The organism is Mycoplasma sp. 2704, from assembly GCF_034863285.1.
In the GTDB taxonomy this organism is placed as follows: domain Bacteria; phylum Bacillota_I; class Bacilli_A; order Mycoplasmatales; family Metamycoplasmataceae; genus Mycoplasmopsis.
Genome location: NZ_JAYFFD010000002.1, coordinates 1 through 21,744, shown reverse-complemented (window position 1 = coordinate 21,744; position 21,744 = coordinate 1). Strand labels below are relative to the sequence as shown.

Here is a 21,744-nt window from a genome sequence, read left to right as displayed (position 1 = left end):
ATTATATTCTAAAAATATAATTAAGTTATGCAAATGCATTTGTTTTTGTTAAAAAACAAACTCACGTTTGTGAGTTTGAAATTTTAAAGATAATCATTTACTCCAGCGAATGTTTGCTCATCTGGAAGGTTAACGTTTCAGTAACCTGTATCAATTCTCTTTTGAATTTTTCTTTGTTTGTGCCCTTCTAACATTGCTCATACTCAAGAACAAATAAAGATTGATGAGTAAACTCCAATTGAAATTCCAAATAACATAACAATGTTAAATGACATATTTGTAGCATTGTTAAAGCATAATAGAACTAAAATAGCTAGAATTGTTGTTCCCGATGTATATAAACTTCTCTTGAATGTTTGTGCGATTGAGTGGTTAACAATTGACTTGATATCATCTTTTTTAAGAATTTTTCCATTGAATTTAGTTTTAATTGTTTCACGTATCTTATCAAATGTAACAACAGTATCATTGATACTTAAACCTAAAATTGATAACATAGCTGCAACTATGATTGTTGAAACTTGTAATCTTGTAATTACAATGAAAGCAATAACCATTAAGAAGTCATGAACTAAACCAATAATTGCCGCAATTGAGTAAGTTCAGCTCATTCTGAATAATAAGTAAACAATAATTCCAACAAAGCTGATTACAGTAGCTAAAACTGCATTTAATACTAATTTGTTAGCTTCACTTGTTGAAATTGTGTAACTAATAATTTCAACGTTTGCATTATTACTTAAAATATCAGCTCTAATTTTTTCAACAACATCTGCTGATAATGATTGACTTGTTTTAATCATTGCAACATATTCATTTCCTGAAGCACTTGCTTTTGAGAATGAAACTATTTGGTCAACATTTTCAATATTGTATTTTGCAGCATTATCTGCAATTACTTTTTTAATAGATTCAGCATCTTCTAATGTAATAGCAGAGCCAATTGATGGTTGAACAGTTATATTTGTTCCTCCAGCAAATTCAAGTGATTTATTAAATCCTCCTCAAATATTGTGATTAGATGCTGAAAGTGAAATGAACACAATCAATCCAATAAGAACAAATATCACAGAACCAAGTGCAAATCATTTTGATTGTTTCAAGTAATCAAAGTTTTCAATCATTTCACCAATCTTAGTTTTATGGTTAATGTATCTTTTTCTAATACCTAACATATAAAGTTTGTCATCGAACATACCTGTTCCAACTAACATTGACGCTAAAAATCTTGAAAAGACTAACATAATTAACAATGTACATAAAACAGATAATACAAGTGTAATGCTGAATCCTTTCACATCTTTTGTACCAAAGTAGAATAGGATAAATCCAACAATTAAAGTTGTAACGTTTGCATCGATAATTGATGACATACTTAGCTTATTAGCATTCCTGAAGGACTTCTTCAGCGAGTCACCTGTGTAAACTTGCTGTTTTAGTCTTTCAAAAGTAATAACGTTTGCATCAACACTAATACCAATTCCAATAATCAAGGCAGCTAATGTAGCCGGTGAATATTCTCCTCTTAATACTGTGAAGATTAGTAATGTTAAGAAAATATAAAGAGCAATTGAAATTGTTGATAATGCACCAAGTAATCCATAGTTAACTAACATAAATATTGAAATTAAACTGAAGATAACAATTCCAGCAATCATTGCATAGTTAAATGATGAATTATTTAAATCAGGTTGCACATAAACATTTGATAATACTTCTAACTCGTAATCACTTAAACCAAAGTTAATTTGGTTAGCTAAGTGTTGTGCTTCTTGAGCTGTGAAATTACCCGAGATTTGTACGCTTTCACCATTTAATGGTTCATTAACTGAAGCGTTTGAAATCATATAAGCAGTTGCATTAAATTCAAACTCTTTTAAAGCATTTTCAACTCTTCTAGGGTAACCGGTTGAATTATCAATTGAGTAAGCTTGGTTTGTAACGTGAATAAAGTTTCATAAATTATGTCCTGATTGATCTCAATCTTCAGGAAACTCATTTTGTGCAATTGATAATAATTTTTCAATATTTAATCACATTAAAACACGTTTGTCTTGTTGACTTGAAACATATTCAGTTGCTTTTGTTCATTCAACTTGACTATCTGGCCTAAGTTTTAGACTAACTGAGTTTTTACCATTCGATGTATTTGCTTGTGATGTTGCAGAATCTTGTAAAAATGGTGGAATTCATTTTGAAGCAGGTATATCTGTAGGAGAACCATCCACTCCAATAGGCTCACCAACTTTAAATGAACCTTCATAGAATAATGGTCTTAACTGTCCATCAGTAATTGTTAATAATGGTTTATCAACAATTTCGTTTTGGAAAAGAATTCTCTCTGAATCGGTTAATTGACCTGATTTAGTGATTCTTATTTTTCCATCACCTTCAGAACTAACTGTAATTCCATTTAAACCGGTACTATTAAGTCTGTTATATAACGATGTGTTAACAAGATTTGTAAGTTGATTGTCTGCGTTCTTTTTATCTTTTTGGACTTGGACTAAAACTTCAATTCCTCCACCATACTCAATAGATTTATTTACATTTTTACCAATGTAAAATAAACTACCAAAAACAATAGCTAAGATTGTTGAAATAATTGTGATAGTGCTTATCACAATTCTCTTTCAATTGCTTAACTTAAAAAATTCTGATATTCTGCTTCTTAATTTCATAATTAGTATTAATTCTACCAAAAATATGCTTTATTTTTTATCTATAAGATAAAAAGAAATTAAAACTAAATTGAAAAGTTTTGTCTTAGTAAATAATCTATTCCTAAAGATGTTATTTTTCTTCCTCTAGAAGTTTTTTGCACTAATTTTAAGAGCAATAAGATTGGTTCTATTTCATTGACTATATCGTATTTGTTATGTAAGGTTAAACCGACAATAGTGTCTAATGAAACTGATTTTTCTTCAAATCCATCTTTTAAAATTTGAAGATATTCAATATGATCCTTTGTTAAACCATATTCATATAGGTCAAGATATTTAAAAGTTTTCTTAATAATTTGCTTTGTAATTTCACCTTTTTCTGAAGAAAGTGCAAAGTCTAAAACTCTATAAATTAAGTGATTTGCTAACCTAGGTGTATTTCTTGAATAAGAAGCAATGTACTTAATTAGTTCGTCATCTAAATTTAAATTTAACTTTGAACAAGTAATTTTTAAGATTTTGCAAATATCTTTTAATGTGTAATTAACTAATCTTCCAATGTAACCAAACCTATCTTTAAGAGGTTGTGAAATTTCATTGAATTTTGTAGTTGCTCCAATTAATGTGAATGGTTTTAATTTCATTCTAATCGGTCTAGAATTTCCATCTACACCTATGATTAAGTCAAAAACAAAATCTTCCATTGCAGCATAAAGAAATTCAACAACATTTTTATTAATGCTGTGAATTTCATCAATAAACACAATATCATTTTCATTTACAACTGATAAAACACTAATTAAATCAGCTTTCTTTTCAATGTTTGTGCCTTGTACAAAGTGGATTTTGCTACCTTTTTGGTTAGCTATGATAGTTGCTAAAGTTGTTTTACCCATACCAGGCATTCCATAAAATAAAATGTGATCTAAAGGTTTATTTTGAACTTTAGAACTCTGTATCATTGCTAAAAGTGTTTGTTTTAATTTATCTTGACCAATGAATTTTTCAAAACTACGCGGTCTTAAATCTATTGTCTTCATCTTTTTGAGTTGCTATAAATTTAATGCTTTCTTCTACCATATCTTCAAGTGATTGATTTAATTTAACATTTTTAACTGCACTTTCAATTTGACCTTTAGTAAATCCTAAAACTAATAATGATTGATATAACTCATCTTTCAGTTGTAATTTTTCAGCTTTTTTAGCATCTCCATTTGTTAATATTTTTGCTCATTTATTACCTAATTCAAAACAAATTAAGTTAGCCATTCTTTCAGTAACAAATGGAATTGATGCTAATTCTTCAGTTTTATGATCAACGATTAAGTGAGCTACATAATTCTCATCCTTTTTCAAGAACGCTCATCGCAATTTTAGCCCCTACTTTTTCTATACCAATAAGGTCGATAAATAATAACCTTTCTTTAAATTCTTTGAACCCATAAGTGTGTGTCATATAATCTGTTCTGTATTCAAATAAATATAATTTTGTCTTTTGTCCAACTTCTCATCTTTTCTCGTCAGCAACAGTTACTATGTATCCATCTCCTTTTGATTCTAAAATAATGTTTGATTTGTTTTTATAAACTATTTCTCCGATTGAATATAATTTCATTTTTTTGTCCTCCACTTATTTAGTAAAAACTCTCAAAAAGGAACAAAAAAAGAACAGTTACCTGTTCTAGTTTATAAATTTAATTAAATTATTAGTTGTTACGATCTAATAAAGCTTTGTACCCTTGTACTTTTTTACCTTTATAAAATCCACAGAATTTACATACAACATGTTGTTCAATTTTGTTTGAACATTGCTTGCAATTTACAAGGTTAGGTAATTCTAATGCTGAATGACTGTTTCTTTTGTGTTTACGTTGTTTTGACGTTTTACGTTTTGGAACAATGGCCATTGTTACCTCCTTTTTAATATTTTGACTAGTCTAAAAGCTTTTATATTATAGTATAAAAGGTAAAAAATAATAGTCCATTTTTAGATTTTTTGGTGATATTTTCCAATGTAAAAAAATAAGTAGCAAACGCTACTTTTAATTATTTGATAAGTGAAACTTCTGTTGAAGAATCTAATTTTTGAAGCACTTGATCAAGTGTGATTAATTCTTTTTTCAATAGCACTGATGTAACGATTGGAAGAATTACTGCACATAAGAAACCTATAATTTGTAAAATAATATGTTTTCTAAATAGTGATGCATATTTTGAATCTAATTTTTTATTTGCAATTAATGCAAAAATAGATTTTCTAATATCTAGCATAAACACTATGCAAATTACATTAAGAATTCCGAATATAAGTATCAATGTTACTAATCATCATTGAGACATAAGTGCACCCAAATCTAAAAGTGAAATTACAGCATTTGATGAAGTAGTTGATTTTTTGCAATTTGTAAGTGCCATTAAAAATGCAAAGTATGAAAAGCCTGAAACAAGCACAAATATAGAAATAACTAAAATTGCTATGTTGAATTTAGCTAATTTTGGCTTGAGTTCTTTAATAATACTTAACATAATATGTTCCTTTCAGGTTACTAAACATATTTAGTAACCAAGTATTTTTTAAATCATATATAAGTAGTTATATTTATTAGCATTATAAAAACTCATATATTTATATTATAATAATTTTATTCATGAAAAGTTTTATTGCAAGAAAAAAGAACATTGTTGGAATTGTGGCTGAATACAACCCATTTCACAACGGTCATATTTATCAAATAAATTGAATTAAAGAAAATATTCCTAATGCTTATATTGTTGTTGGAATGACAAACAAATACACTCAACGTGGAGAATTCCCTATTACATCATTCAGAAAAAGAGCTAAAATAGCAAAAAAATATGGAGTTAATAAAGTTATTAAGCTTGATGATGAAAAATCAATTCAAGCAGCTCATATTTTTGCATCAAATGGTGTAAAACAGCTTGCTAAACATAAAATAAAATACTTAGTTTTTGGTTCTGAAACAAATGATATTGATTTGTTTTATAAAATCGCAACAACTATAAAAGATAATATTGATGAATACAATAAGAAAATTAAGTTCTATTTAAAGCAAAATGGAACAGGATTTCCTAGAGCAGCTTCCCAAGCTTTATCTGATTTAATAGGAGTAAGCATAACTTTACCTAATGATATTTTAGGAATAGAGTATGTTAAAGAAATTGTTAATTCAAATTTAGATATTAAAGCAATTTCAATCCAAAGAACAATTCCATTTCATTCAGATGAAACTATGTCTAATTTTGCAAGTGCTTCAAAAATTAGAAGTATGATTAAAAACAATGAAGGCGTTTCTGCGTTCACACCTATGAGACTAGTTTATAAGTCAAAAAATGATATTGCAAGTACTTATAAAAAGTTTAAGAAAATAGTAAATAAAAAAACACCTCAACAATTAGCTTCAATTAAAATGATTGATGAGGGTATGGAAAATTTATTTAAAAAACAAGTTAATTTAAATGATGATTATTACTCATTTATTGATGCATGTGTATCGAAAAGATACACAGCAAGCAGAATAAAAAGAGCATATCTTAGTATATTCTTGAATATTAAAAAAGATTAATTTAATAAATATAAAATCCTCAAGGTTCTAATTTCTTCTTATTAAATTTTTTAAATAAGAATTTTATTCTTACATAACCATTTGTTTTATTAATAATTACATTATGTGTAACATTGTTGCACATAATTTTTTTTCAAATTAACTTTTTAGTCTTAAACGTAGAGACAAAAATCTTTTTAAGTTTTGGATTGTATTTTAGAATCTTGTATCTTTTGAAAATTGAAGAGTTGAATAAATCAAAAAATCTATCTTCTCAATTAATAACTGAATTTAAATTATTTTCATTGTTATTGAATGACTTAAATGGAATTTGATATCCAAATAATTTAGGTGATATTAATAATAAATTTAAAATGTTTGATAATGATTCTGTTTTGTAAATTAAAACATCATTAAACTTATTGATGAATGAATTAGGGTCGAATATGAAGTTTAAATTATTTTTAGCAAAAACAACTTTATCATAGTCTCCAATGTTTCTTACTTTATGTGTATCCAACTTAGTAAATACATCATAATTGTTGAATAGTTTACATACTTTTAAAGCTTTGTCGTAGTACTTTTCATATAAAGTAATCTGAGTTACGGTTACAGCTAAATTATCAATTGCTTTTTTGATTAATTGAATATGAGGTTTACGAATATTATTTTGCTTATCATTAAGAAAATCAAATAAACCTGAAATGACAACACTAGAAATTTCATATTCAATTTCAAGTCACTTATAAATTTTTTCAAAATCTTTATGTAACTGATTATCTGAATTTGCAAGAGATTCTAAATCCATCATTTGTGTGTTCAATAAATCAACATACTTTGTCTCATCTGATGATGTTCCATTATTCAAATTTTTTTGAACATCGAAACCATTATGTCTGCTTAATAATTCTGCAAACGAAGTTATATTATCAAACTTAATAATTCCTTGAATTTCAATATTTAATTTCTTTAAATTAAAAACAAAACTTTTCAACTTATCTATTTTCTGTAAGAAAATTTGCTCTGTATTTGTTTTTGATGATAATAAATCAAAGTTATATAGAGAATATAAATCAGGTAGAACAATAACAAATTTTTCATCAATGTTTGAAGTAATCACTTTTAGTACTTGCTCATAGTAATTTTGAATAGCTTCAATATTTTGTGATTTAACAATTTGAGAATCCAAGTAAATAAATGTTTTATTTATTTTTGGCGAAATTTTGGATCATAAACATTTCGAAAATATCATATGAATCAACTCCTGAAGTTTTTAATAATTTATCTGTTTTAGCTAATTGTTCAATTATTTTTTGCACTCTATCAAAACCAAATCTTTTTAAAATCATCACGTGAACAAAAACTCTTTTTTCATTCATATTTAAAGCTTGTGAAATTTCAGAGATATTAAGTCCTAAACTTTGATATCAGTAAATTCTATTTACTAATGTAAACGTTGAAACAAAGTTTGCAAACAATAATATAACAGGTGTGTTTTCGTTTTTCTTTTGTTCAAAGATCTTATACATAGCTTGAAAATCATCTCTTGAAATGGCATTAGAAAATTGAAAAGGATCATCTGATGGGTAAGGTGCAATGGTTTGCTCAATTATATCTTCTGTAATTGTTTTGTTTAATAAGCACAACTTATTAATTTCATTATTAATAATTTTTCAGTCATTAGGTAATTTTTGTAAAAATACCAATGCAGTCGTTTTATCTATAGCAATATTATTTCTCGCAAATTCACTTATAACATAGTCTGCAAGCTGTGTAGGCAATAATGCAGCTATTTTTTTAGGTTTTTCGCATAGTTTTAATGCATCGTCACTTATAACTCTTTTATTTATTATTTCTGTTTTGTAAATTAAATAAACACTAATATTTGAATCAACTGATTTCAATAAATTTAATAAATACTCATTTTTAGAATTATCTTTAGATTTTGCAGGTTTGCTAAAACTAATATTCTCGAGGATGATTAGTTTTCTAGAAGAAAATAAACCATTGCTTAACAAAATCTCATTTAATGTATCAAACGAGCTTAAATATGAGTTGTTATCAAAAATAAAAACATCTCTTTCAAGAACATCTTTTTCCTCAGATTTAATTATTGACTTAATGTATTCTAAATCAGTTCCATAATATAACTTCATATCATTCCTTTAAATTCAAATATTAAAATTATTATACAAAGATATTCAAATGTTCTATTAGCTCTTTATTACTGCATGAGTACTAAAAAGGTATAAAAAAATTGCACAAAGTGCAGTAAGTTGGTGCCTTAGACAGGATTCGAACCTGCACGGATTTCTCCAGTGGATTTTGAGTCCACGGTGTCTGCCATTCCACCACTAAGGCATATTATTTATTATATCAATTTTTAACCATCTAAAAATAAAACAAACTGAATAATCAGCTTGTTAAATTTACTATTAAACCGAAAGTGATAAATAATAAGAATTGTAAAAACAAAACTTCTGACTTAAGGTATTTTATAATTCAGAATTGAACTAACAATAAGAATTTCTTATCTTTTTACTCTTTTGTAAAAATCAATGAAAAAGATAATTACCATTTTACCTACTTATAATAAGCATGTTCCTTTAATATCGTAAATTTGACTTTTTGGAAAATATTCATTTAGTGAAAGGGTATAAAAAATGCACATAGTTTTAAAGCTATGTGCAAGGATTATTAGGCATAAATAATAATTGTGAAGATAATTGATAAAAGTAAATAAATTGAAAAGTTAAATACAAACGGAAACTTAGATGGTGCAGGTTTGTCTATTTGTCTTTTTTTTGTTTTTTCCTTTGTATGAAGATAAGTCTTCTTTTCTTCATTAGTCATTGACTTGAGTCTTCTTTGTTCTTTAGCATCTTGTAGATTAGTTCAAGACATCTTGAATTTTTCAATACTTTTTTCTAAAAAACCAAGTTTGAAAATAATACATAATAAAGCCACTAAACAAGTAACATAAGCTGGAATTGAAAAACCGTTTATGAGTATGTTGTAATGATATTTTTCCTCAGCTAATAATGCATTATTTTTTCCTAAATATGCACCAGCTATCACAAAGTATATAACTAGAAAAGCTAGTGATATTAAATAAAATCTAAGTGTTGCAAATTCAAATTTTAATTTATTTAAACTTCTATATATTAACTTTTTCATTAATTGTATTTACCTTCTTTTCATTTTTTAGCTTGTTCATCAGTTGCATAAATATAATGTTTATTTTTCTCAACTGTATGAATTGTCGGAATATTAGGGAATTGTTGTTCATCTAAATATGATAATTCAAACTTAACATCTTGGAATTTTTCATTAGCATTTGAAATTTTAGGTATTGCTTTGAATAAATTAAGTGTGTAAGGGTGAATTGGTTTTGCATAGATTTCTTCAGTTTGTCCTGATTCAACAATTTTACCTAAATGCATAATCTGAACTCTGTCAGCGACATATTCAATCATTGATAAATCGTGTGCTATAAAAATCATAGCAATATTTTTTTGTTTACATAAATCTTTTAAAAGATTTACAACTTGAGCTTGGATAGAAATATCAAGTGAAGCAATAGGTTCATCAGCAACAATTACTTTAGGTTCTGTAATTAATGCTCTTGCTATAACTATTCTTTGTCTTTGACCACCACTAAACTCGTGTGGATAACGGTAAGCAAATTGTTTTAGCAACCCAACATCTTCCAAAGATTTGTAAATTATATTTCTTACATATAAGTTACCTACTCTTAAGAAACGATATGGAGCAATTAAGAATTTAACAAAATTAGCACATCATCTGTTTTGAAGCCACATATCTAAACTTGAAATTCCCATAAGCAATCTAATATCACTTAAGTTTGCATTTAAATATTTAGTTTCAATTTTGAATGATTCAATTCCATTTAATCTATCTGAAACATTTGTTTTATAGATATTTAAATCAATTTGTCTTTGTTTAATTAAAGCATTATTTCTAGATGCTTTAGGCTCTTTGAGTAGTGGTTCAATTAAGTTTTCTTTGTAAAACTTGATAAAGTTAGCGTGATTTTTCTTAAAGTTTTCGAAAATCACATTATCTTTACTTCTTAACTCTTGTTGGAATTTTAATGCTTCATCAATTTCTGCTCTAATGTCATAAATTCTGTTTGAGTATTCTTGTAAGTATTTTGCAAGTTCGGAATTAAACACTTCTTGTTTTTGTTTAAGTTCTTCTTTTGCAACTTTGATTTGATCACTTACATCTTGAGGATCTTTAAAGAATTCTACAAACATTCTAAAGAATGTTTTATTTTTCGTTTTTTTAGCTTCCTTGTAGTTTTGAAGTAACTTAGAACCTAAATGCTGTGATCTTTGAATGAATTTTGAAAGATCAAAATTGTATTCGTTTGAAACTATGTTTTGAAGTTCTTTGATTGATGATTTAAATCTTGTATCAACATTTAATTTTGTATAAAAGTCTTGTGAGTAATCTCTAAACTCATCTGAGAGCTCAACTAAATCTTCAAATGATAAAAATTTAAGCAAACGATAATTTTGTTTTAACTGTCTATATAAGCTATAGTTAATTAAATAAAGTTTGTATTCGTGAAAATATAAGTCTAAAAATGTTGTACTTCTTGCATCATTTTTGTGCATTGTGTATTCGTTTTTAACTTCTGCTAAAAAGTTTTTAATTGATGTTTTTGAAATTGACACAGTATCCTTGAAATTCACTTTTTGCTCTTTGTAGTAGGCTTTTTGATCATTGTATAAATCTTTTAATTCAAAGTACTCTGGACTAAAACTTGCAAGCTGTTTAACTTTTTTGTATTTAAGTTTAGCTTCCTCAAGATCAATTTCATCTAAGTCGATTTTTCTATGTCTAAAGTCAGATTGTTTTTGCTCAAATAATTGAATTAACTTTTCATTATTTTTATAAAGGTTGTTAATAACTTGAGAGTTAATTTTTGTTCTCTCTTCTAAATATGAAAAATATGAGTTAAATTGATCATCAATATTGTTTTCAATGTCAAATTGAATGTTTTCAGATAACTTTTCTCATTTTTTAATTAATGGGATGTGAAGTTTGTTAATTATTTTTAGGTTTTCGAGTCTTAACAATAATTCTTGTTCTAAAAATGTGTATCTGAAGTTATTTGTGACATCTTTTAAATCTTTTTTAATGTTTTTAATTTTATTTTTAATTATTCCATTAACAATTAATGGTTCTTTTAAAATACTGAAAATTGTATTTTGTCCATTAAGCGATGCCATTGGGTCTTGGAAAATCATTTGGATGTTTTTGTGCATAAATTTCTTACGTTTTTTAGAAATTCTTTTTCCTGAAATGATTTTTCCATCTAATCTAACAAAACCGTTGTAGTCATTATATAAACGTAATAATGAACGTCCGATTGTTGTCTTACCTGAACCTGATTCACCTATGAGACCTACTATTTCACCTTCTTTTAAATCAAAAGAAACATCATCAACAGCTTTGTTAACATTGTTTTTGTTAACAAAGTATTTTTTAAGATTAATAATTTCTAATATTGTTTTTTTACTCATTAAACACCTTCTTAAAACTTTCTAATCTAGCTTGTAATTCTTTTGAAAATTGAACTTTTGGAGCATCTGGATGCAATAATCAAGTAGCTGCTCAATGTGTTGGTGAAACTTCGAATAAAGGAGGTTCTTTAAGAAAATCAATTTCTAATGCATATTGGTTTCTTGGTGCAAATGCGTCTCCTAAAGGTAAGTTGTTCATATCAGGTGGTGTTCCACTGATTGAATATAATCTATCTTCTCTATTTTCAGGAATAGCTGAAATTAAAGCTCATGTGTAAGGGTGTTTTGGTTCTGTGAAAACATCCTTTTTTGTTCCTTTCTCAACTATTTTTCCTGCGTACATTACATAAATGTAGTCACAGAATTTAGCAACAACTGAAATGTTGTGTGAGATTAAGATAATTGTAATATTGAATTCTTGTCTAATATTTTCAAATAATGATAACACAGAAGCTTGAACTGTAGGATCAAGTGCTGTTGTAGGTTCATCAGCAATAATTAAACTTGGTTTAAGTGCAACAACCATTGTAATAACGACACGTTGTTTCATACCACCACTAAGTGTGTGTGGGTACATATCAAAAACAGCTTCAGCTTGACGAATTCCAAAACGCTTAAGTAGCGAAATTAAGTATTCTCTTTTTTCTAAATATGTTGATTTTTTTCATTCATAATTTTTGTTAAGTGCATCTAATAATTGTTTACCAATTTTTCTAGTTGGGTTAAGTGATGTAAGTGGGTCTTGAGGAATGTAACCGATTTTATGTCCTCTAATTGTTTCTCAGAATTTATCTTTTTCGCTACTGAGTAAGTTAATTCCATCAATTTCCATTTTATCAGCTGTAATAAATGAATTCTCATTTATGTTGAGTAATGATTTGGATGTAACTGATTTCCCTGAACCAGATTCACCTACAATACCTATTATTTCACCTTTTCTGATTTTTAAATCAACACCACGTACGATAGTGATAAATTTATTTCTTCTTAATTTAAATGAGACTTTAAGGTTTTTAACATCTAATAATAAATCTTTGTTTTCCATAAATCTACCTCCTATCTTGTTTTAATAACTTTTGGATCAAGAGCATCGTGAACTCCTAATGCAACAAAGTGAAGTGAAACTGAAATTAATAATAAGATTGATGCAGGTAAGATTAAGATAAATGCGTTATCCCCTGCTTGTGATGCTGCGTTAGATAAAATTGTTCCTAAGTTAGCACTATCTGATTTGAAGAATCCTAAGAATGCAAGTGATGAAATTTGCATAATAATTGATGGAATAGATGCAACGAAGCTTGTTGAAATTTTTCCAATGATTGCAGGTAATGCGTGTTTGTAAATTAATCTAGCTTTTGATGCACCGATTGATTGTGAAGATGTAATGTATTCTTGATCTTTAACAGTAATTATGAACATTCTTGTGCTTCCAACCGATCTAACTCAACCAATAAATACAAGTGCTATTCCTAAAGTTAAGTTTGATGTACCGAATGTAGCGGCAAAGATTAATAATCAAATCATTGTTGGTGGTGCCATAAAAATATCAATAAGTCTCATTATTGTTGTATCGATTCAAGTTCCAACATGGAAACCTAAATAAGCACCAATTGCAACCCCGATAATTGTTTGAATTGTAGCAACTATTAAAGCTAATTTAATTGCTTCTCAAGTTCCAACTCAAGACTGTGTTCATATATCAACTCCAGCTTGGTTTGTTCCTAAGTAAGTAGATAATGAAAATTGTGGATTGTGATTTAAGATAGCCTGAATGTATTCTCTAGCTTTTTCAGCTGAAACTGATGGGTCAATTTGCGATTTTTCTAAAGCAATACCGATATTTTGAAGTTTGTTAAACACGTAAGCATTAACTAAAACTTTGTTCGTTGAATCTGAGATATCAACAATTTTAATTGCATTAGCAGGATTATTTTCACCAAAGTAAATAAAGTCTCTTCATAAAACTCCACCATAATAATCTCTACTTGCTCAAGTATTAATTAATGTCTCATAGTTATCAATGTGACCTTGAGCAGGATATCAAGGACTGCTCATTGGTGGTAGTCCTATGATGTTACTTGTTGATGAATCAATGTATTTACCAACTTGCATTGTTTGTGGATCAATTGTTCAAATTCCAACTGAATTATAAAGTGGTTTTGTAGCTGAATACTTTGCAGTTTCAGTTACAAAAATTGAAATTACTAAGATAGTTATAAATACAATTAATGCAGCAATTGCAACTCAGTTTGTAAAGAAACGCTTAATGATTTCAACTAAAAGTTTTTTAGGTTTACCAGCGATTGAATTAAGCGTACTATCATCTTTAGGAGCAAATTGTGAAATGGCTGGACGAATGCTATCTAAAGATAATTTATATTTCTTTTCAAATTCTCTTGCGTTCATATTTGCTCCTTTCTATGATTGTTTTATTTTTTCATTTTCTTTAAATTGTTTATTTCTTAAGAAGTAGTTTCTTATAAATCTTGTAACACTATATGGGTTAGATGCAGAGTATTTAATTCTAGGATCTAAGAAAGCAAATGATATATCTACAAGTATTGTTGTAAATAAACTAAGTGATGTGAAGAACACTGTTGAGAACATAATGATGTTAATTTCACCATTAGGGAATGCTTGCGTAATAACTTGGGATGTACCAGGTACTCCTCAGTAAGTTTCAATAACAATTCCACCACTTAAAAGAGGAATGTAAGATGGAATTAAAATTGCAGCAAGTGGGATTGAAATATTTCTTAAAACATATTTAAAGAAAATTTCTCTTTTGCTTAAACCTTTAGATTTAGCAATTAAAATGTAGTTTGATGTAAGAACTGTAATAACTTGGTTTCTTGTGTAAGTAATGTACCCTGATAGTGAACCAAGCACGATAACTAAGATTGGTGGAAGTCAACTTAATATCATTTTGCCTACACCATAGGCTTCAACTTCAGCAGGGTTATTAAAGTTAATGAAATTTGGTGGAAAGTTCATTGAGAACAAGATTGAAATAATAATAGGCGCGATAACAAACGATGGAAGCGCTATAAAGACAAGTGCAAAGAAGTTAATTGATGCATCAGCAACTGTTCCACGTTTGTACCCTGAAACTATTCCTAAAGTAATTCCGATAAGAGAAGAAATTAAGAAAGCAGGTAATGTGATAATGATAGAGTATTTAAGGTACTTAAAGAAATATTCAGGAATTGTTTTAACGTCTGCATTTTCTAAAAGTGAATTATTGAATGGATATCCAAATGGGTTTGATGGGTTGCTAAATAAATCTCCAACTCAGTAACCAAATCTGATAACTGGATTTAGTTTCATATTAAATCATTCTGTTTTAACATTCTCATAAATCAAATTATCAGGTATTAAATGGTACTTAACTGAGTTTTCAAATAACCTTTTCATCTCACCTGCATTAACTGCTGAAGAATTATTTTCACCAGCTTGCTCAAGTGCTTTTTTAGCAAATGGATTATCTGAAAACTGTGCAACCATAAGGTAAACTACCATTATAATGATAAACAAAGTAACGATAGCAAAACCTATACGTTTAAATAAGTATTTAAGCATTTTTCTCCTTTCAATTATTTTCCATTAACTGTTCTAATATCTACTCAATATGGAATTTCTGTTTCAAATTCAGGAACTAAATAGTTAGGGTTTTTAAGTGTTTTAGCAAGTATTGATGTACTCATATATGAGAATGCACTTGGTACTGCTCCAACAAAGTTTCCAATTTCTTGTGCTAAATGAACTAAATCTAATTTTGAAACCATTTCACCTGTAACTGGATCTGGATTTTGTGTGTAATCTAATCAGAAGTTTGCGTTTAAGTTATCTCAAGATGTATATGAACTTAAGTTGTCTGATTCATCCATTCTGATTAATTTTTCACCATCTCATTTGTACATACCCATAATGTTTGAAAGATGTTGGACTTGACTGTTTGTTAAATTGAATGTAACTTGCTCTGGTGTAATTGATAATTTATTTCCATCAATTTTGATAAATTCACCAAGTCTTTGTGCTGCTTTATAAAGTTGAGGATATAAAGCTTGCATTTTTTGTGCATATTCAGGGTCAGCTAAAATTGCAAGCATTGCAGTAGTTATATGAGCTCTTTGTGCGACTCCTGTAATACCTGAACCAATTCCGTTGTAGTCGTATCCTCATCCAATTAAGTCTACCGGAGATGGTGTTGTAGTTCAGAATCCTCTTCACTCATCTTTATCTATTGGTTTGATTAATTTAATGTTTAATCTAGGATCTAAACCGTTTCAAGCTTTAATAAGTAAATCAAGTGCATTAATGGCTAAAGTTGGATAGTTGAAGAATCTATAAAAGATACTAATATCTACTGTTTTGCCTAGGAGAGTAGGGTTTTGAGCATAAACTCTATCGAGTAAGTCTTTCATTCTTGCTTTAAGTTGCTCATAAACAACACTCTTAACTGAATCATCAGCTGTTGTATTAATGTTTTGAGTATCGCTCGGATTAATTAAGTTTCCAATTGCACCGAAATCAACTCTTTGTCCTGTTTGTGAATCAACTACAAAAAATGCGTTAACAATATCGCTATTGCTTCTTAAACTGTTTGCAGTTGAGTTATCTAAAGCGTTTGAATTAATATCATTATCAGGTGCAAGGTAACTTACTCAACCAACTGCAGGTTGTGGTTTTCTTTGCATCATACCGATTGTGTTTCAGTCAATTGCAGCTGATAAAATTGTTTTAAATTCAGCCCCTGTACCTACAGATACTGATTTAATTGCATTTTTAGAAGATTGAGAAATTGCTTCGGCAGTTGACATATTTCACATTACATATGAATAAGCATCATTAAAGTAAGTTGTTGATGAACCTTCTTTTGGTAAAAGTGATCAAATAAAGTTTTTTGTTAATGAACCTTTATTTGATAACTTAACTGAGTTAAGTCCATAGTCATTTGGATCTTGTAACACTGCATCTCTTCTTTTTTGAGTTAAGCCTGTAAATGAATATGATGCTTTTTGACCAAATAAATATTGATTGTATGATGAATCATCAAAAATCGCAGCATCAACTAAATAGTTTTGAAATCTTGAAGAGAACTGATTAATCGTTGTTGGGTTATTAACAAACTCTGAATCTCAATAATGCATATTTTTAAATGTTGATTGAGTTAATGTGTCTGAATTAAATTTAGAACCATAGTATTTTCCGGCAAATAAAGTTTTATCCTGTGAAAATCCATATCAGTAGATACCTGAATCTTTTGCAAGTCCATCAATCGATTGAACTGATTGTCTAATTTTGTTAATTTTGACTTCATTACTTTGATCTTCTTTAGTTTGTGGAGTTATGTCCTGATCATTTCTTCTGTTTTTATCTTTAATAAATTCAGATGGAGCTGCAGCAAATTCATATGATTTAGTTATCATATCTAAAATATTTACAAATGATGCAGCTGCGTTTTCATTAAGACGTTCAAGTCCGAAATATGAGCGTCCATCTTTGTTAACAACTGAATTTGAACGATCTAATATTTTGTCTAAGCTTACATTAAATAAATCAAATAAATAAGAGTTTGTATATTGTTGTCTATCATCAAAAAGTTTGTTTGGTTCAGATAACATCGATCTAATATCATCATCTGCAGTTTTGCTTCCACCATTTTGTCTTCTGAATAGTGTGTCATTCATTTTTGTTCTTAGAATTGAAATATAAAAGTCATCTGCAACAACAGGATATTGTGTTTTATTACCGTTTGAATCAACTCAAAATACACCATTTCTAATTCTAAATTCCATTCTGTGAGCTAAACCAACTTTTTCGAAGAAGTTAGCTGAGTTAATAGAGCGTGGATTAGATGAAGTTCTTTTAACAATACTTGTTGTGTAGTAATCTACATTAAGCACATCATCGTGTTCAGTTGGTCCAGGAACTAATCCAGCGTCATCTTGATCAAAAACAATAGCTTCTAAAATTGGCTTACCATTTGGGTCAGTTAATTTAGTTCCGTTTTCTTCTTTTTGAAGATATAGAATGATTGCATCAGCTAAATCTAATTTAAATCTTTGTAATGTAGGTTGTAAGATAAGTTCTGTTTTCTTGTTTGTAATTCCATCTTCAGAAAGTGCTGATTTTTCAGTGTTAATAAATTTTGCCTTACCTGAACTTTCTAAAGAAATAAGAGATGAATAAGTTGTTCAAAGTAATGGGTCAACTGGATTACCATATCCAGCACTTACATCTCACGGATATGTGTTTGATGAATAAACTGAGTTATATACTTCTTGATAAATTTGTTTTTGAGCGAATCTATCACTAACTTTAGATTTATTGAATTCAATATTAGGATAAAGAATGTTTTTAACTTGCTCACTAGTTAAAAAGTTATTTTGACCAGCATTTTCATCAACATAATCTTGTCTATATGAAGCTAAATCATCTTCAATTAATTGAGCTTGATAATTTCTAGCTAATTTATTATGAAGATTGAATTTTTCTAATTCAACCTTCATTTGTTCTGCATATTGAGAATTGAATTGATTTTCGATTTCGACAAGTTTTGCTCTGTAGGCATTATCAGCAGCATTGAATTTTTCGCTGGTTTTGTTGTATTCAGCTTCTGCAGATTTTACTTGTTCTGTTAATTCGTTTAGCTTTTGTTGTCTTTGTTCTGCAAAACTTGAACCCATTAAGACATCTTCATTAATTAACTGTGTTAATTTATCTAATGTATGTTTCGCAATTTCTTGTTTAGATTTAATATCTTCAATTTGCTCGTTTAAATCTTGAATATTTTGTTCTAGTTGACTAATTGCTGATTTGAATTTTTGTGCCTCTTCTGAATTTTTATCTTCTAACTTCTTATATTCAGCAGTTTTTTCTGCAAAAGATTTTTTATTAATATCAAGATTAATATTTTGGTTTTCTAACTCTTGCTTTAATTTTTCAATATTAGAAAGTGTTGCGTTATATTGTTCTGATTTAGGTGTTGAACCTTCTTCTAAAACAACTTTATAAGATTTATTTGTGTAGTTCCCTAATATATCTAAAACTTCTAAGTTGACATCATTGTTTTTAGGTAAATTATCAACTGCTAAAATTAACGCAGACAAATCGTTTGAGCTAGACACCAAGCTATAAAAGTTTTTTTCTGATTGTAATGAAACTAATTTTCTAAATGAATTTGTATTTTCATTTTTAGCAGCTCTATATTCAGTTTCAGTATCGTGTAATTGTTCATAAAGAGCTTCTTTTTTAGCGTAATAATCTTGATATTTTGCTCAAGCTTCATTAGCAAGATTTGTTTCTTGGACAGATAATCTTTGATAATTCGCTCTCTCTTCACTGCTCAAAGGTGGTTTTTTTGGTTTATCACCTGTATTCGAACACGAAGCAATTACTAATGGTGATATTATGGACAAACCGGATAAAGCACCTAATAATAATTTTTTGTATTTTTTCACGGATACCTCCTTATTTTTTATCTAATTTGAAAATTTTGTTTCCTAATTTAATTCATTGATTTACTAAATCTGATAAGTAATCAAAACTTTGTTTATAGAAGTTTTTATCAAGTAAATCAACTCCAACTTTTTTAAGAATTTCAAGTGGATAATCACTTCCACCAGCTTTTAAGAAATTGTGAATGTAGTTATCTAATGCTTCTTTACCTTTTTCTTTATATTGAGCAAAGAAGTAATTTGCTGTTAATTGCCCAACTGCATATTTATATACATAAAAACCATAGTAATAGTGAGGCACATAAATTGAGCCCAAGTTTTCTTTAGCTACATATTTAGCTTTTTTACCCTTCTTAGATTTGTATTTGAATTTAAGTGAATTTTCGTGGTAAAGTTTTGAAATTGCTTCATAGCTTCCTGCAACATTTCCTTCTTCTATACCTTTGTACAAGTTGTATTCGTATGAAGCTCATTCAACTTGTCTTACTACTGTACCAATAAACCCTTGAATAATTTTTGATAAGATTTCAAATTTAAATAGATCGTTTTTAGATGTTTTAAGTAAGTAGTCATATAACATTGACTCATTGAAAATTGATGCAATTTCAGCCAAGAAAATTGGATATGAGCTAAGTGGTAATGGTTGATATTTAGTTGCAAAATATGAATGCATTGAGTGACCTAATTCGTGAGCTAAAGTTTCTACTGAATCTAATTGACCATCAAAGTTCATTAAAATGTACTTCTTATCAATTCCATAAGTTCCACCGATACTGTAAGCTCCTGAACGTTTGTTTTGGACACTCATAAAATCAACTCAATTTTCTGTTAACGCTTTTTTAGCTTCGTTTGCGTATTCTTCGCCAAACGGTTTTACAGCTTCATTAACTAAATCAACCGCTTCTTCGACTGTGTATGAGGTTTTAACATTTACAAGTTCTCTTAATGTATCTCATTTTTCCATTTTTGACTTATATTTAGCTTTATAGAATTTTTTGTATGCTTCTGAATATTTAGCTAATACTTTAATGTTTGAAGCAACTTGATCAAATAATGTTTGTAAGATTTCATCAGTAACTTTATCTGAATTAGTTAACATCATAACTGCTGATGGGTATTTTCTAACTTTTGCAGCTACGGTTAAGCTCTTAAAGTGTTGGAATAAAGTTTCTGCTAATGAATCTTTGTGTTTGTAGTAAGCATCTCAGAACTTTTCAAAAGCTTGCTTTCTAACTTCTTTTTTATCTGATTTAAGTAATTGATTTCTATTTGTTTTATTTAATTTAATTTTCTTTTTGTCTGATAAATCAACATATCCATAATCTAATTCTGAATTAGTAATAATTGAGAAAATGTTGTGTGGATCAGGTTCTCCATATGATGTTTGTAAAATGTATTCTTCAACATCATCACTTAATTTATGTTTATGTTGTTCAATTGTTTCTTCAATTTGCATTTTGTAATCTGCTAATCTTAGATCATCTTTTCAAACTTTCATTTTGTCTAAGTTTGCATAAAATCTATTAATTTCAGAACCGAATTCAGTTTCAAGTTGATTATCTAAAAATTCAACATCTTGTGATTTTTTGATAATTTCAGGATCAATTAAATTAACATTTTGCTTGTTACTTAAATAATTAGAAACCTTGTTACTAATAAGTGTTAATTGCTCACTAACTTTTAAATCCTCTAAATATGCTTCAATTGAGTCGTATTTTGAATCTTTATTTTTAATTCTTTCTTTGTATAGTGCTACATACTCATTGATTCAGTCGTCTAATTTTTTACCTTGTAAAATGTCTTCTAAGTTTCAACGATATTTTTTAGGTACATCTTCATATTTTTTGTATTGTTTTGCTTTCATAATAACTCCAAATAATAAAATAAAAAGTTTTGTAGAACTATAAATCTACAAAACTTTAATACAAAATTTAAAATAAATTAATGTTATTAAAAGGATGTAAATCTATAGCACCAATGGTTAAACCAAAGAGTAGAAATCTTTTATGCTTTTCTACCAACATAGAAGTTTGCCAACCTCTATATTTCGGCTTTTATATCCTTTCAATATTCATCTTTGCATGCCTGCTAGAATATTTACTTTTATTAAAAGCTCCTCTATAGTATTTATCACATAACAGATTTCATTTTTAATGTAATCTGTTATGTTTTTGTTAACAGAATACACCAAATTAAACGTTAATATGAAATCAACGAATATTGGTGATATTAATAATTCTGTTTTTCTGCATTTTCATTTTTTTATTATAAACCATAATATTGATTTATTTTTAAAAATTAAAATATTTTTATATATGTGAGTAAGGTATAAATAAAAAATAGCATTACTAAACTGGGACACTAAAAGTGGACAGAAGGTTTAATTAGACATAATAACACCTCAATGTTGTTGGGGTGTTTTTCAATCTAATTTTGATTGAATTCTTCCATTATTGTATCAAAAAATAAACTCATTAATTATTTTGCTAAGATCATCAAAAGT

Annotated in this window: 16 protein-coding genes, 1 tRNA gene and 1 riboswitch; of the genes, 1 reads left to right on the top strand and 16 read right to left on the bottom strand. The window is 28.0% G+C overall.

The features are described from left to right. Positions 1-83: 83 nt before the first annotated feature. From secDF to VBM90_RS00775, 6 genes are all read right to left on the bottom strand, one after another. Positions 84-2,681, bottom strand: a complete 2,598-nt coding sequence (gene secDF, locus VBM90_RS00800) for a protein translocase subunit SecDF (RefSeq protein WP_323176507.1) — start codon at positions 2,679-2,681, stop codon at positions 84-86. A gap of 65 nt (positions 2,682-2,746) precedes the next feature. Further along, the gene (ruvB, locus tag VBM90_RS00795) at positions 2,747-3,703 is read right to left on the bottom strand and encodes a Holliday junction branch migration DNA helicase RuvB (RefSeq protein ID WP_323176506.1); all 957 of its coding nucleotides are present in this window, start codon (positions 3,701-3,703) and stop codon (positions 2,747-2,749) included. Further along, the gene (locus tag VBM90_RS00790; protein WP_323176505.1) at positions 3,675-4,019 is read right to left on the bottom strand and encodes a hypothetical protein; all 345 of its coding nucleotides are present in this window, start codon (positions 4,017-4,019) and stop codon (positions 3,675-3,677) included. Before VBM90_RS00790 ends, ruvB begins: the two co-directional genes overlap by 29 nt. After that, positions 3,973-4,278 (bottom strand): hypothetical protein, encoded by a 306-nt coding sequence (locus tag VBM90_RS00785; RefSeq protein WP_323176504.1) that lies wholly within the window; start codon positions 4,276-4,278, stop codon positions 3,973-3,975. Before VBM90_RS00785 ends, VBM90_RS00790 begins: the two co-directional genes overlap by 47 nt. Positions 4,279-4,369: 91 nt before the next feature. Next, the gene (rpmF, locus tag VBM90_RS00780) at positions 4,370-4,570 is read right to left on the bottom strand and encodes a 50S ribosomal protein L32 (protein ID WP_257088893.1); all 201 of its coding nucleotides are present in this window, start codon (positions 4,568-4,570) and stop codon (positions 4,370-4,372) included. 139 nt (positions 4,571-4,709) lie between these two features. Continuing rightward, entirely contained in the window at positions 4,710-5,189 is a 480-nt protein-coding gene (locus VBM90_RS00775) for a hypothetical protein (RefSeq protein ID WP_323176503.1), read from the bottom strand. Positions 5,190-5,311: 122 nt separating this feature from the next. Here VBM90_RS00775 and VBM90_RS00770 point away from each other — a divergent pair, with 122 nt between their 5' ends. Continuing rightward, entirely contained in the window at positions 5,312-6,247 is a 936-nt protein-coding gene (locus tag VBM90_RS00770) for a nucleotidyltransferase (RefSeq protein WP_323176502.1), read from the top strand. A gap of 1 nt (position 6,248) precedes the next feature. Here the strand turns inward: VBM90_RS00770 and VBM90_RS00765 are convergent, their stop codons facing one another. The 10 genes from VBM90_RS00765 to pepF form a co-directional block, all read right to left on the bottom strand. Continuing rightward, positions 6,249-7,478, bottom strand: a complete 1,230-nt coding sequence (locus tag VBM90_RS00765; RefSeq protein WP_323176501.1) for a hypothetical protein — start codon at positions 7,476-7,478, stop codon at positions 6,249-6,251. Further along, positions 7,429-8,382: a DNA polymerase III subunit delta gene (gene holA / locus VBM90_RS00760; RefSeq protein WP_323176500.1), complete on the bottom strand. Its 954-nt coding sequence runs from the start codon at positions 8,380-8,382 to the stop codon at positions 7,429-7,431. Before holA ends, VBM90_RS00765 begins: the two co-directional genes overlap by 50 nt. A gap of 121 nt (positions 8,383-8,503) precedes the next feature. Then, positions 8,504-8,587, bottom strand: a tRNA-Leu gene (locus VBM90_RS00755). A 336-nt stretch (positions 8,588-8,923) separates the two neighbouring features. Then, entirely contained in the window at positions 8,924-9,403 is a 480-nt protein-coding gene (locus VBM90_RS00750) for a DUF3899 domain-containing protein (protein WP_323176499.1), read from the bottom strand. Continuing rightward, entirely contained in the window at positions 9,403-11,781 is a 2,379-nt protein-coding gene (locus tag VBM90_RS00745) for an ATP-binding cassette domain-containing protein (protein ID WP_323176498.1), read from the bottom strand. Before VBM90_RS00745 ends, VBM90_RS00750 begins: the two co-directional genes overlap by 1 nt. Then, positions 11,774-12,826: an ABC transporter ATP-binding protein gene (locus VBM90_RS00740; protein WP_323176497.1), complete on the bottom strand. Its 1,053-nt coding sequence runs from the start codon at positions 12,824-12,826 to the stop codon at positions 11,774-11,776. Before VBM90_RS00740 ends, VBM90_RS00745 begins: the two co-directional genes overlap by 8 nt. An 11-nt stretch (positions 12,827-12,837) precedes the next feature. Then, positions 12,838-14,187, bottom strand: coding sequence for an ABC transporter permease (locus tag VBM90_RS00735; protein WP_323176496.1), 1,350 nt, complete (start codon positions 14,185-14,187; stop codon positions 12,838-12,840). A gap of 12 nt (positions 14,188-14,199) precedes the next feature. After that, the gene (locus VBM90_RS00730) at positions 14,200-15,360 is read right to left on the bottom strand and encodes an ABC transporter permease (protein ID WP_323176495.1); all 1,161 of its coding nucleotides are present in this window, start codon (positions 15,358-15,360) and stop codon (positions 14,200-14,202) included. A 14-nt stretch (positions 15,361-15,374) separates the two neighbouring features. After that, on the bottom strand, positions 15,375-19,244 hold the full coding sequence (locus tag VBM90_RS00725) for an OppA family ABC transporter substrate-binding lipoprotein (RefSeq protein WP_323176494.1): 3,870 nt from the start codon (positions 19,242-19,244) through the stop codon (positions 15,375-15,377). 10 nt (positions 19,245-19,254) lie between these two features. Further along, positions 19,255-21,105, bottom strand: a complete 1,851-nt coding sequence (gene pepF / locus VBM90_RS00720) for an oligoendopeptidase F (RefSeq protein ID WP_323176493.1) — start codon at positions 21,103-21,105, stop codon at positions 19,255-19,257. A 97-nt stretch (positions 21,106-21,202) separates the two neighbouring features. Next, a riboswitch (Lysine riboswitch) is annotated at positions 21,203-21,370 on the bottom strand. Positions 21,371-21,744 lie beyond the last annotated feature (374 nt).